11 protein-coding genes and 1 pseudogene are annotated in these 13229 nt (G+C 58.7%); 8 read left to right on the top strand and 4 right to left on the bottom strand.

Annotation, left to right across the window (positions count from 1 at the left end):
* Window positions 1-49 precede the first annotated feature (49 nt).
* The gene (locus tag J3P75_RS23195) at window positions 50-508 is read right to left on the bottom strand and encodes a PAS domain-containing protein (protein ID WP_434708329.1); all 459 of its coding nucleotides are present in this window, start codon (window positions 506-508) and stop codon (window positions 50-52) included.
* 154 nt (window positions 509-662) lie between these two features.
* Here J3P75_RS23195 and J3P75_RS23190 point away from each other — a divergent pair, with 154 nt between their 5' ends.
* The 4 genes from J3P75_RS23190 (at window position 663) to J3P75_RS23175 (ending at window position 4003) form a co-directional block, all read left to right on the top strand.
* Complete coding sequence (locus J3P75_RS23190; RefSeq protein ID WP_434708328.1) at window positions 663-1118, top strand: flavodoxin; 456 nt, start codon at window positions 663-665, stop codon at window positions 1116-1118.
* Window positions 1119-1248: 130 nt separating this feature from the next.
* Entirely contained in the window at window positions 1249-2031 is a 783-nt protein-coding gene (locus J3P75_RS23185) for a class II aldolase/adducin family protein (protein WP_434708327.1), read from the top strand.
* Window positions 2031-2933 (top strand): alpha/beta fold hydrolase, encoded by a 903-nt coding sequence (locus J3P75_RS23180; protein ID WP_434708326.1) that lies wholly within the window; start codon window positions 2031-2033, stop codon window positions 2931-2933. The genes J3P75_RS23185 and J3P75_RS23180 overlap by 1 nt, the downstream gene beginning before the upstream one ends.
* Before the next feature lie 158 nt (window positions 2934-3091).
* Complete coding sequence (locus J3P75_RS23175; RefSeq protein WP_434708325.1) at window positions 3092-4003, top strand: SDR family oxidoreductase; 912 nt, start codon at window positions 3092-3094, stop codon at window positions 4001-4003.
* A gap of 40 nt (window positions 4004-4043) precedes the next feature.
* Here J3P75_RS23175 and J3P75_RS23170 read toward each other — a convergent pair.
* Window positions 4044-4313 (bottom strand): annotated as a pseudogene (locus J3P75_RS23170) (bacteriocin immunity protein).
* A 58-nt stretch (window positions 4314-4371) separates the two neighbouring features.
* Entirely contained in the window at window positions 4372-5454 is a 1083-nt protein-coding gene (locus J3P75_RS23165; protein WP_434708324.1) for an S-type pyocin domain-containing protein, read from the bottom strand.
* 215 nt (window positions 5455-5669) lie between these two features.
* Between J3P75_RS23165 and J3P75_RS23160 the strand changes: the two genes are divergently transcribed.
* The 3 genes from J3P75_RS23160 (at window position 5670) to J3P75_RS23150 (ending at window position 10395) form a co-directional block, all read left to right on the top strand.
* Complete coding sequence (locus J3P75_RS23160) at window positions 5670-6401, top strand: hypothetical protein (RefSeq protein ID WP_434708323.1); 732 nt, start codon at window positions 5670-5672, stop codon at window positions 6399-6401.
* An 809-nt stretch (window positions 6402-7210) separates the two neighbouring features.
* Complete coding sequence (locus tag J3P75_RS23155) at window positions 7211-9004, top strand: DUF1302 domain-containing protein (RefSeq protein ID WP_434708322.1); 1794 nt, start codon at window positions 7211-7213, stop codon at window positions 9002-9004.
* Window positions 9005-9027: 23 nt separating this feature from the next.
* Window positions 9028-10395, top strand: a complete 1368-nt coding sequence (locus J3P75_RS23150; protein ID WP_434708321.1) for a DUF1329 domain-containing protein — start codon at window positions 9028-9030, stop codon at window positions 10393-10395.
* A 523-nt stretch (window positions 10396-10918) separates the two neighbouring features.
* On the opposite strand, the gene J3P75_RS23145 is transcribed toward J3P75_RS23150, so the two are convergent.
* Window positions 10919-11305, bottom strand: coding sequence for a hypothetical protein (locus tag J3P75_RS23145; RefSeq protein ID WP_434708319.1), 387 nt, complete (start codon window positions 11303-11305; stop codon window positions 10919-10921).
* Between J3P75_RS23145 and J3P75_RS23140 the strand changes: the two genes are divergently transcribed.
* Window positions 11294-13090: a LuxR C-terminal-related transcriptional regulator gene (locus J3P75_RS23140; RefSeq protein WP_434708317.1), complete on the top strand. Its 1797-nt coding sequence runs from the start codon at window positions 11294-11296 to the stop codon at window positions 13088-13090. The two genes, J3P75_RS23145 and J3P75_RS23140, sit on opposite strands and share 12 nt — an antisense overlap.
* The last annotated feature ends 139 nt before the right edge of the window (window positions 13091-13229 follow it).

Genomic DNA, 13229 nt, shown 5'->3' with positions numbered 1-13229 from the left:
CAAAGTCATTGGTGATTGTAGTTAATGACCATCGGTTCGCGGTTTTGTTTTAACCGTTGGTCGCTTTCAAGGAATCCAGTTCCGCCTGCAGGGCAGCCACCTGGGCTTCCAGTTGCGCGACGCGTTGCTGAGCCTTGACCTGGACGGTGACGTCTTTCTGCACGCCGACGAAGTAGGTCTGGCCATCGTCGGCATTTTTCACTGTCGATAATGACAGTTCGTTCCAGAACGGCGTGCCATCCTTGCGATAGTTACGAAGGATCTCCCTACATGATCCACCTTCACGCAGAACGTCACGGATCAAACTCAGACTCTCCTGGTCGCGATCACCGGCCTGGAGAAAACGGCAGTCCTGATAGAGGATCTCCTCGCTGGTGTAGCCGGTCAGACGCTCGAACGCCGGATTGACGTAAATGAGAATGTTGTCCTGCTCGCCTTCCTTTTCCGCTACGACGATTCCATCGTTCGAAGCGTTGATCACCATTTGCAGCAGACTGGCATTGATCATCCCTGAATTCCTTATAAGTAATTGGCGTTTGGCATTCTAGAAGAACCTTGGCGGCTGTCTACCGGCCATTAACGCCAGTTGAGATTCAATCGCAGCCTTGCGCGACGGACTGTTACTATCGCCGATCTCATTTTCAGTTTTCAGGATCAGATTGATGAAAGTCGCCATCCTCTCCGGTTCGGTCTACGGCACCGCCGAAGAAGTCGCCCGTCACGCCCAGAACCTGTTGAAAGCCGCCGGTTTTGAAACCTTCTACAACGCGCGCGCCACGCTTGCTGACATTCAGGCATTCGCCCCTCAAGCGTTTCTCGCCGTCACCTCGACCACTGGCATGGGCGAGCTGCCTGACAACCTGCAGCCGCTGTATTCGAATATCCGCGATCAATTGCCGGCGGCCTGGCGCGGGTTGCCGGGCGCGGTGATCGCGTTGGGCGACGCCAGCTATGGCGACACGTTTTGCGGCGGCGGCGAACAGATTCGCGAGCTGTTCGAAGAGTTGGGCGTTACCGAGGTGCAAGAGATGTTGCGCATCGACGCCAGCGAAAGCGTCACCCCGGAAACCGATGCCGAGCCGTGGCTGGCGCAGTTCATCGAAGCGCTCAAGGGCTGAGCGGATCCTGACAGCTTGCATGGCTGACTCGATCAGTCATCAAGCTGGCTGCCAATGCAACTACGCGATCACCTGCGTCTGACTAGACTGCGCATACGTGCAGAACAACAAGAACGCAGAGGTGCATACAGTGAGCGTAGCCCCCGTCCCATCGTCCCTTGATGTCAAAAGCCAGGTCAGCGCCGCCGAATGGCAGACCCGTGTCGACCTGGCCGCCTGCTATCGGCTGGTCGCACTGCATGGCTGGGACGACCTGATCTTCACGCATATTTCCGCCAAAGTTCCCGGCACCGAAGATTTCCTGATCAACCCGTTCGGTCTGATGTTTCATGAGATTACTGCCTCGAGCCTGGTGAAAGTCGATCAGGCCGGCAACAAACTCATGGCCAGCCCTTACGAAATCAATCCGGCCGGCTACACCATCCACAGTGCCGTACATGAAGTGCGTCACGATGTGGTGTGTGTGCTGCATACCCACACCGCTTCCGGTGTCGCGGTGTCGGCGCAAAAGCAGGGGGTGTTACCGATCAGCCAGCAATCGCTGTTCGTCCTGTCGAGCCTGGCCTATCACGCTTACGAAGGCGTGGCGCTGAATCACGAAGAGAAGGCGCGGTTGCAGGCCGATCTCGGCGACAGCAGTTTCCTCATGCTCAACAACCACGGCCTGCTGACCTGCGGCGGCACCATTGCCGATACCTTTCTGATGATGTTCACCTTCCAGCGTGCCTGCGATATTCAGGTGATGGCGCAAACCGGCGGCGCTGAACTGATCGCCATCGAACCGCAGATTCTGGCGGGCGCCAAAGCGATGATCGCCGGTGTTACCAAAAGCGCCCAAGGCATGGGCGGTGCGCTGGCCTGGCCGGCGCTGCTGCGCAAACTCGATCAACAAGACCCCGGATATAAACTCTGATGCCACTCGCCGAGATTCCTCTGTGTGTCTGGCGCAAGCGCAGCCGGACCTTTGTTTTTCGCGGTCAGCCAATCCGCTACTGGACGGCGGGGCAGGGTGAGCCGTTGCTGCTGATCCACGGTTTCCCGACCGCCAGCTGGGACTGGCATTACCTCTGGCAGCCATTGGCCCAGCGCTATCGGGTGATTGCCTGCGACATGCTGGGTTTCGGCGATTCGGCCAAACCGCACAAGCACACGTACAGTCTGTTGGAGCAGGCCGATCTGCAGCAGGCCTTGCTTGCACATGTGCAGGCTGAACAACCGCTGCACATTCTTGCCCATGACTACGGCGATAGCGTTGCTCAGGAATTGCTCGCGCGGCATTACGAAGGGCGCCTTGAGATCGCCAGTTGCGTGTTTCTCAATGGCGGGTTGTTTCCCGAGACCCATCGCCCGGTGCTGATGCAAAAACTGCTGCTCAGCCCGCTGGGCTGGATGATCGGCCGCGCGTTCAGCCGTGATGCGCTGGTGAAAAGTTTTCGACAGATTTTCGGCCCGCACACCGGCCCGAGCGAAAGTGAACTGGATGATTTCTGGAGCCTGATCGAGAGCAATCACGGGCCACGCATCATGCACAAATTGATCAGCTATATCCCAGAGCGGCGGCTGCAGCGTGATCGCTGGATCACTGCGATGCAGCGCGACGAGATTCCGTTACGGGTGATCGATGGTGAGTTCGATCCGATTTCCGGAGCGCACATGGTCGCGCGTTACCGCGAATTGATTCCAAACGCCGACACCGTGCTGTTGCCGGGGATTGGTCATTACCCGCAGACCGAAGCGCCGGTGCAGGTGCTCAAGCATTACCTGGAATTCCGCCAGCGTCTGGCGCTGCCGCCGCGCAAAGTTGCATATTCCTGATCGGGCCGGGAGGCAGACGGCCTCTCGCTGGCTCAAGGCTTGTCATCATCCCCCAGCCTTATCGCGCACCATTCAGCCGCAGTCGTATTCGTTGTGACCGAAAGCCTGGTAACTGACACTCCAGTTCATTGTCCCATTGCTCTGTTGGAGTTGCCGCGATGAATGAGTCTGTGCGTTTCGAAGATAAAGTCGTAATCGTCACCGGGGCCGGTGGTGGCCTGGGACGCGCCCACGCATTGCTGTTCGCCAGACAGGGCGCGAAAGTGCTGGTCAACGATCTCGGTGGCTCGACTCAGGGCGAAGGCGCCAATGCCTCCGCGGCTGATCGTGTCGTAGCAGAGATCCGCGCGGCCGGCGGTATCGCCGAAGCCAACCATGACTCGGTCACCGATGGCGACAAACTGGTGCAGAACGCCCTCGATGCCTTCGGCCGTGTCGACGTGGTGGTCAACAACGCCGGCATCCTGCGCGACAAGACCTTCCACAAAATGGACGACGCCGACTGGGATCTGGTTTACCGCGTCCACGTCGAAGGCGCCTACAAAGTCACCCGCGCCGCCTGGCCGCACCTGCGCGAGCAAAACTACGGTCGTGTGATCTTCACTGCCTCGACGTCCGGCATCTACGGCAACTTCGGCCAGTCCAACTACGGCATGGCCAAACTCGGTCTCTACGGTTTGACCCGCACCCTGGCCATTGAAGGGCGCAAAAACAACATCCTCGTCAACGCCATCGCTCCGACTGGGGGCACGCGCATGACCGAAGGCCTGATCCCGCCGCAAGTGTTCGAGCAACTCAAACCGGAACTGGTCAGCCCGTTGGTGGTGTATCTGGCCAGCGAGCAGTGCCAGGAAACCTCCGGGCTGTTCGAGGTCGGTGGCGGCTGGATGGGCAAGGTGCGCTGGGAGCGCAGCCTGGGCGCCGGGTTCGATCCACGGGTGGGCTTTTCGCCGGAAGATGTTGCAGCGCACTGGCAGCAGATCTGCGATTTCGAAGGGGCGGCGCATCCGCAGGACAATCTTGAAGCGTTGAAGGAGATGATGGCGAATTTGCAGAAGTATTCTATTTAAAAAACGAGGAAGAGCAGGCGGAGGATGCCTGCTCTTTTTACTATTTTTCAGCTTTGAATCCGGGCTTTCCGTTGGCTGCTCGCCAGGTTTTGAAAACGTCGATCACACCCTGCGGACTATCCTCGACATCTTGCTCCGGGTGGCACAACACATCGCAAGCATTCGGGTGCTCCTAGGTATTGATGATGGTTTCAAAAATATCGTCGTGCTCGGCCTCTGACTCATAGCTTCCATCGAACAACTTGCTGACGAGTTCCAGGTATTCGCGCTCTGTGTAGTCTTCGAATTTGCTTTTCAGATTTTCGATCATTTGCCTGCTCCCCTCTTGAGGGAGTGAGTTTTGATGTGCTGTTTGGGAGTAAGTACTTTTAGATATCCATGTCGTAGACCGCTCCACCGAGTTCAATAGGTATTACATGATGCAGTTCGTATTTTCTACGTTTTCCAATGTGTTCTATTTGCTTTGGCTTGGGCGATAACCCGTGGAGAAGAGATGACCGATCGATATGACTGAACTGCGAGAGAAGGTCTTTATCTGCCGCGATAGCCTTCCAAAACGTTTTGCGGAAAGCCTTGAAGCTCGAAAACTCCCTTCCTCGGAGTCTGTTTGCAATCTGCTCAGGAATCGCTGCGCCTTGCGCCGTGGCAGCCGCTCCCAGCCAATTGCCTGACACCGGCTGGCCGACTCCGCTAGCGACTCCAGGATCCTGGCGTCGGTCCCGGAACATGGTGAATACCGGGGCAATGCCGGACTCGATCGGGAAGACCGTTATCCATCCACCAAAACCGTAGCGATCCCATTGCGGGTGGAGATCGATCCGACCACTGTCAGGTGTAACTTCGGCGCCTTCATACACGGGTAAATCAGTACCGACCCATGGCGACTCGGTCGATGGATTCAGCGGCTCCACCAGCGGCGTCCAGGTGACGATAGGACCTTTGGTTTCGTTGTCGGACGAGCTGGAAACGTAAACGGCTTTCTGCGCGTCATATCGCGCAACTCTGACCGGCACAGCGCTGGGTACCGTCGCACCATCGGTGCTGACAACGACAATCTCGACCCTGTTGTCAATCGTTCTTGAACCCAGTCTGACTGGCAGATCAACCTCACCCGCGGTGGTCGCCAAATCATACAAATCGGTTGTCAGGTCAGGTGCAAGTTCCGACAACGGGACGCTGGCGCTAAAGAGGTCGCCATTGCCCAGTTCCGAGGGCACGAGCAGCGCGGCGAAACCGACCAGCACCGGTGCGGCCGCAGTCGAAATCGCTGCGGTGGCGATGGTAATTGCCGAGTGAAACGCCGATCTGATCGCCAAGGCATCCGCGGGGCTGCTGCCCAGTGAACCGAGTGTGCCGACGAACGTTGGGCCAACCGCGGACAATGAACCGATATTGGCAAATTCGGGCCGCTCCCAGCGCGCCTCGGTCTGCGCTCGCTGTTCACCGTGCAAACGAGCTTGTTCTGCACGAACCTTTTCCGCCGCACGCGCTTGCAGGCGCGCTTGTCGTTGCTGTTTTCTTCGGGCCTTCTCTGGTCTTTCTTCTGCTGCTCCAGACGATTTTGCGCATCACGCTGCTCGGTCTGCTGTTGGACTATCGCCCTTTGCGCCTCAATCTGGCGTAGTCGTTGCGCTTCTGCGGCGAGTCTCGACTGCTCGGCGGCAATATGTCTCTGCGCCGCTTCGGCAGCCAGTCGCGCTTGTTCGACTGCCAGACGTTGAGCCTCTGCCATCGCAGCAAGTCGTGCCTGTTCACGGGCCAGAATTTGCGCCTGATCTCTGCGTGCAGCTTCGGCAAGTTCTCTCTGACGTTGCTGTTCAGCGGCAATCCGCACGCGTTCCGCTGCCAGTCGCTGCGCTTGTGCGGCAGCCGCTTGCGCGCGGTCGTTGGCCTGAACCGTGGCCAGCCAGTTCTGCACGTTGATTTGCTGCTGGTTGAGCATTTGGATTGCTTGCGCCAGCAAGCGGGCGTCATGGGCCGCTCTGTAGGAGGCGGTCCAGGCTTGTATTGCTATCCCGCCCGGCATTACCGGATTTTGCAGGGTGACCGCTTTTTGATAAAAATCGATCAGCTTTTTGTCGAGCGGATCGCTGCCATAAAATCGATTGGCCAAAGCCGTTTTTTGCTGAAACTCTGCGTTTTTTCGCTGCAGCAGTGTCGCGCGAACTCCCAGTTCGCGAACGAGCGAGTCCGCGGGTGGAAGCGGATGGGGCGTACCTTCCAGCCTTGTTGCTGCAAGTTCAAATTCCAGCGTCTGCGGCAGTTGCTGGGCTCGGTTCTGATATTCCTGCGCGAATGCAGCCTTGGTCGCTTCTATCGTTTTGAAATTAGCGACCACCAGGTTCTGTGGACCGAAATTGTGCGGGCCGAACATGCCGCTGTTCGGAATCGTCGTTGATGTTCCAGAAGCAACTGGAATGTGGATGGGCGCAACCGCTGTCGTATGGACCGCTTCGGTCAACTCCCATGTCGGGGGCTTTTGCATATTCATGTCCTTTTGAATGTGCGTGGTAGTTCGCTGGTAACTCAGCACGGCCGGCCGGTGGTGACGTCCGTGTCACCAGCGAAGGGTTGAGGTGTTTCAAGTTACATCAGAGTTGCGGTGACCGATTCTAAGAAGCCCGTCAGTAAAAGGGCGTTGTCTGGAGAGCGCTTTCGTCGATTAGTGAAAACGCGTGGATAATTCTTCTAAGCGTCAGGAAATGTCCCACGCTGCGTTCGGGGTTTTTTGCATCCCGAACGCCTGGACTTTTCACCAGCCATAAAAAAGGCCGCTGCAAACGCAGCGGCCAAGGCAAGACGTTGGATCAAGGAGCTACAAATCAACGTCAGTGAACAGCGGGGCGATCAACCGAAGCCTTCGATTGACCTGAAATCTGTTAGCAATGCCCGATTGGCTCAAAAGTCAGTGCTTGATGCTTTACGGGATCCCGTGAAAGCGTGCCCAGAATACGGCGTTGGGTCTGTAGGAAAAATACCGATTCCGGACATGCACTGTTGCGGAGCATGTAACAGTGTCGTGCTCTGAAAGGCACCATGCGCGGCGCTGATGATCGTTCATCCAGCCGGTCCATGAGCAGCGCAATGCCCCGCGGTGCGCGGGCATTCATCCTTTCGAGCGACAACGCAAATACCTCCTTGGTGCGCTTATCGACGCGATGGTGCGGCAGTAGGGTGGGGCCTTCTGTCACTCACCGGGGAAGACGCATGACAAAAACAACAATGCGCGCCATCTTCACACCGCAGGCGCTGGCTGCTGCGGTGGCTTTGGGCTGCTGCGCCCAGGCGCAAGCGGTTGCATTCAACATCGGCGAAATCGAAGGCACCTTCGACTCGTCCCTGTCGATCGGCGCCAGCTGGGGCATGCGCGATGCCGACCGCTCGCTGGTCGGCACGGTCAACGGCGGCACCGGGCAATCCTCGACCGGTGATGACGGACGCTTGAACTTCAAGAAAGGCGAGACCTTCTCGAAGATCTTCAAAGGCATCCACGACCTCGAGCTCAAGTACGGCGATACCGGCGTGTTCGTGCGTGGCAAGTACTGGTACGACTTCGAACTCAAGGATGAAGACCGCGAGTTCAAACAGATCAGTGACAGCGGCCGCAAGGAAGGCGCGAAGTCCTCTGGCGCGCAGATTCTCGATGCCTTCGTTTATCACAACTACGCCATCGCCAATCTGCCGGGCACTGTGCGGGCGGGCAAGCAAGTCGTGAGCTGGGGCGAAAGTACCTTCATCGGTAACTCGATCAACAGCATCAACCCGATCGATGTCTCGGCGTTTCGCCGCCCCGGTGCGGAGATCAAGGAAGGTCTGATTCCGGTCAACATGCTGTTCGGCTCGCAGAGCCTGACCGACAAACTCTCGGTTGAAGGTTTTTATCAACTGGAGTGGGACCAGACCGTTCTCGACAACTGCGGCACCTTCTTCGGTGTCGATGTCGCAGCGGATGGCTGCAACAACGGCTACACCGTCGGCAGCCCGGCGGTGGCGCCACTGGTGCCGCTGACCACTGCGTTTGGCCAAGGCATTCAGGTGACCCGCGAGGGTGTGGTCACTCCCCGTGGTGGCGATCGCGATGCGCGCGATTCCGGGCAGTGGGGCACGGCGCTGCGCTGGCTCGGCGAAGACACTGAGTACGGTCTCTACTTCATGAATTACCACAGCCGCACGCCGACTGTAGGCACCACTACTGCGGGCTTGTCGACGCTTGCAGCATTGCCCGGCATGGTCGGCATTGCCAACCGTCTGGCGCCGGGCAGCGGTGCGGGGCTGGCGCAAAGCGTGATGCTCGGACGCGGCCAGTATTACCTCGAATACCCCGAAGACATTCGGCTCTACGGTGCAAGCTTTTCCACCACGCTGCCTACCGGTACCGCATGGACTGGCGAGATCAGCTACCGGCCCAACGCCCCGGTGCAGGTCAACACCAACGACCTGACCCTGGCGCTGGTCAATCCGATTGCCGGCGGCAGTGCTTCGCCACTCGCGACCTCGCCGGGTGCCGACAACAAGGGCTATCGCCGCAAGGAAGTCACGCAGGTGCAGAGCACGCTGACGCACTTCTTCGATCAGGTCCTGGGCGCGGAACGCCTGACTGTGGTCGGCGAAGCGGCGGTGGTACACGTCGGTGGGCTGGAGTCGCGCAGTGACCTGCGTTACGGCCGCGATTCGGTCTACGGGCAATACGGTTTCGGTGGCGACACCGACGGGTTCGTCACCTCGACCTCGTGGGGCTATCGCGCCCGGGCCATTCTCGATTACGCCAACGTGATCGGCGGCGTCAACTTCAAACCCAACCTGTCGTGGTCGCACGACGTCGCCGGTTATGGCCCCAACGGCCTGTTCAACGAAGGCGCGAAAGCGATCAGCGTCGGCGTCGATGCCGACTACCGCAACACCTACACCGCGAGCCTCAGTTACACCGACTTCTTCGGTGGTGACTACAACGTGCTTGAGGACCGTGACTTCGTCGCTTTGAGCTTCGGTGTGAACTTCTGATCTGCCCGAGAAGGATGAATGCAATGCGCAAAATGATTCTGCAATGTGGCGTGCTGGCCCTGAGTCTGCTGGCGGCCAATGTAATGGCGGCGGTGTCGCCGGACGAAGCGAACAAACTTGGCACCAGCCTGACCCCGCTCGGCGCTGAGAAGGCCGGCAATGCCGATGGTTCGATCCCGGCCTGGACTGGCGGCATCGCGAAAAACGCCGGTGCGGTGGACAGCAAGGGTTTCCTCGCTGACCCGTTCGCCAATGAAAAGCCGCTGTTCACCATCACCGCGGCCAACGTCGAGCAGCACAAGAGCAAGCTGTCCGACGGTCAGGTAGCGATGTTCAAACGCTACCCGGAAACCTACAAAATCCCGGTCTACCCGACGCATCGCACGGTGGGCGCGCCGGCGGAGATCTACGAATCGGCCAAACGCAGCGCGTTGAACGTAACCTCGATCAACGACGGCAACGGCCTGGCGAACTTCACCGGTAATCGCTACTACGCCTTCCCGATTCCGAAGAACGGTGTCGAGGTTCTGTGGAACCACATCACCCGCTATCACGGCGGCAACCTGCGGCGGATCATCACCCAGGTCACGCCGCAGACCAACGGCAGCTACACGCCGATCCGCTTCGAAGAAGAGGTGGCGGTGCCGCAGTTGATGAAGGAACTCGATCCGGAAAAAGCCGCCAACGTGCTGACCTTCTTCAAGCAGTCGGTCACCGCGCCGGCACGTCTGGCCGGTAACGTGCTGCTGGTGCATGAAACCCTCGATCAGGTGAAGGAACCACGTCTGGCCTGGATCTACAACGCCGGACAACGCCGCGTCCGACGCGCCCCGCAAGTCGCCTATGACGGCCCGGGCACCGCCGCCGACGGTCTGCGTACTTCCGACAACTTCGACATGTTCTCCGGCGCGCCGGATCGCTATGACTGGAAACTGGTCGGCAAGAAGGAAATGTACATCCCGTACAACAGCTACAAGCTCGACTCGCCAAAACTCAAGTACGACGACATCGTCAAGGCGGGCCACATCAATCAGGACCTTACCCGTTATGAACTGCACCGGGTCTGGGAAGTGATCGGCACGGTCAAGCCGAACGAACGCCACATCTACGCCAAACGCCACATGTACATCGACGAAGACAGCTGGCAGGTCGCGCTGGCCGATCACTACGATGGACGTGGGCAACTGTGGCGCGTTGCTGAAGGTCACTCGCAGTATTACTACGACCACCAGACCCAGGCTTATACCCTCGAAGCCCTCTACGACATCATTGCCGGCCGCTACATCGCGCTGGGGATGAAGAACGAAGAGAAGCACAGTTTCGAGTTCGGCTTCGAAGCCAAGGCTGCCGACTACACACCATCGGCCTTGCGCGCCGAGGGCGTACGGTAACGGTTTCGATACCCTGTCAGTACAAAAGGCGACCGCACGGTCGCCTTTTTTATGGCCGGCAATCAGCGCGCTGAATGTTTATCAACAAGTGTCCGGGAGAGGGCTAGGGTGACGGCACAATGATAAAAAGGCCCAGCCGATGACCGCCATGACGCCCTGCCTGGATCGACCCGGTTTTTTGCCCAGGCTTTCTTCTCATCACCAGTTTCGCAGCCGGTTGAGCGAACCGTTGTTGGCGTCGACGGCGCGGGTCAGGTTGGTCTGTGCACCGGCGGGCAGCGGCAAAACCGCGCTGTTTGCCGAGTGTTTGCTCCAGGTGCGTGTGGACAGCGAAGCGATCTGGCTGCCACTGGCGGGCGCAACGCTCAGTCGTGAGGCGTTCTGCCTGCACCTGGCCCTTGCGTTGGGACTGGACGAAGACCTTGGTGAGTCAGGGCTGTGCGCGGCGCTGGCAAATTGGTCCAGGCCCACGGCGTTGTTTATCGATGATTACTGTCGCCTGCCGGACCCGGCGCTGGATGCTTTATTGGATCGCTTGCTCGCGATCAGCAGTCCGGCGCTTGGCTGGTGGATCAGCACTCGCCGTCGACCGCAGTGCAACTGGCCGCGCCTTTTGCTTGATGACGAACTGTTTGAATGTGAGCGCGCCAGCCTTGCGTTGACGCGCGATGAAGTGGCGTCGGTGCTGCGTCACTTGTCGCCAGATAAGGCCGACACTGTCGCTGCTCGCATTGTCCAGCGCACCGGCGGTTGGTGCGCCGGCGTGCGCATGCTGCTTCTGCAAAAGTGCGACTGGTCGCAACACCTTGAGTCCAGGCAGCGTGTCGACACGTTGCTGGATTACCTGCAACACGAACTGTTCAGCAGTCTGACGCCGGAGCAGGCCGAGGCATGGCGTGTGCTGGTCCATCTGCCGCGGTTCAATGCGCAACTGTGTGAGCATTTGTTTGGCGCCGGTGAGGGCGCGCAGCTTCTGCATGATCTGCAAGTGCTTGGCTGCTTCATCGAACCGTGGAACGACTGCGCCGATTGGCAGCAGATCTTCCCACCCTTGTCGCGAATCATGCGCGAGTCAAATTGGCCCTGCGCGCGCTCCTGGCACCGGCGAACCTGTCAGTGGTTCAGCGCAGCGCAGGATTGGCGAGCGGCATTTGAACATGCGCTGCTGGCCGAAGAATATGAAACCGCCGCGAGCCTGTTGCAGCATTTCAGTTTTGAGGACTTGTTTGAGGACCGGACGGTTGTGCTGTTATTGCGGTTCCATGAGCAACAGAGCCAGGAACTGACCCTGGTGACTCCGCAACTGATTGGTCTGGTCACTGGCGCACTGCTTTTCGCCGGGCGCTTCGAACAGGCCGCGCAATGCATGGCCCGGTTGTCCCGCTTCATGCCGCAGCCTTCGGCGCATCTGGAGCAGCAGTTGCTCGCGCGCTGGCAGGCGCAACAAGGCTGGCTTTGTCACTTGCAAGGGCAGATGGAAATGGCGCGCGTGTGTTTTCACGAAGCGTTGGCAGCGCTGGCTCCCGGTGCCTGGCAAGCGCGCTTGTTATGCCTGTCCGGGCTGACTCAACAAGCACTGCTGTGTGGTGAGCTCGATCAGGCCCACGCCATCAACCGTGAGGCACTGTGCCTGGCACGCGCTCACGGCTCATTGCTGTTCGAAGGCTTGCTTGAGCTCGACCACGCCCAATGGCTGGAGCAGCGGGGCGCCCCTGTACGTGCTGAAAGTCTGCTCATGGAGATCGAGCATTTGCTGCGTCAGCGCAGGGTGACGCCCACGCCCCTGCTCGGAAGAATCGCGCTGCGGCGAGGCCGGCTGGCGCTATGCATGGGGTGTGACGAGCAGGCTGCAGATCTGTTCAGCCAAGGCCTGGAGGACTGCCTGCGCAGTGAAGACAAGCGGGTGTTGTATGGCTACCTGGGGCAAGCTCAGCTGGCAGGCAATCGTGGCGATTACGCCGGCGCGTTCGAACGCTTGCGCGAGGCTGAAAGGGTCATGCAGCAGCGACAGATTCCCGAGACGGTCTATCGCGGTGTCGTGCTGCAGGTCAGTAGCCAGTTCTGGTTGCAGCAAGGCCGACCGCAACTGGCACATGAAGCGTTAGGGCGGCTGTTGCGGCATTACCGCGGCCCTGCTGCTCTGCAGGCGCCTCCGGCGACATTCGAATTGATTACCCGTATCGAATACCTGCTGGCTTGCGCACGTATGCAGTTGAGCCCGGATCGAACCTGTATCCCGGCAATAGAATCTCTATTAAAACGAGCCCGGACACAGGGCATGTTGGCGGCGGAAACGGAATTACTGCTGGCTGTTGCCCAACTGGCGGAGTCCGTCGGCGATAGCACCATGGCGCAGCAATCCTTGGAGCGGGCGCGGGTGCTTGTTGAACAATGTCATTTGCATCAAGCCATAAGGGAATGGCAATTACGCCGAGGTGAGGCAGCCACCGCATCGGCCACGGCTGTTCCTGCTTCAGCATCCGGGGAAGTTAATCTATTGCCAGGACTTAGCCGCCGTGAACGCGAAGTACTGGTGCTGATTGCGCAGGGACTCTCTAATCAGGAAGTTGCCGAACACCTGTTTATTTCCTTGCATACTGTAAAAACCCACGCAAGGCGAATAAATGGAAAGTTGGGTGTGGAACGCCGCACCCAAGCGGTGGCGAAAGCAAAGGCAGTGGGGATACTTGATTAAAGTTGTGCTCGTCGTCGCAATTGGAAGTTGACGTTTCTTTTTGTTGGGCATGGTTTGTAATCTATTCAGGCTTCTTATTGGTGAGAAGAAAATCTACCTTGTATCTATCGTCAGATGCTGCATTCGCAGTTATGGATAG

The organism is Pseudomonas sp. R1-1 (assembly GCF_051132135.1).
Taxonomy (GTDB): domain Bacteria; phylum Pseudomonadota; class Gammaproteobacteria; order Pseudomonadales; family Pseudomonadaceae; genus Aquipseudomonas.
Note: the sequence above shows the minus strand (reverse complement) of the source record. Positions and strands in the feature narration are given on the sequence as shown.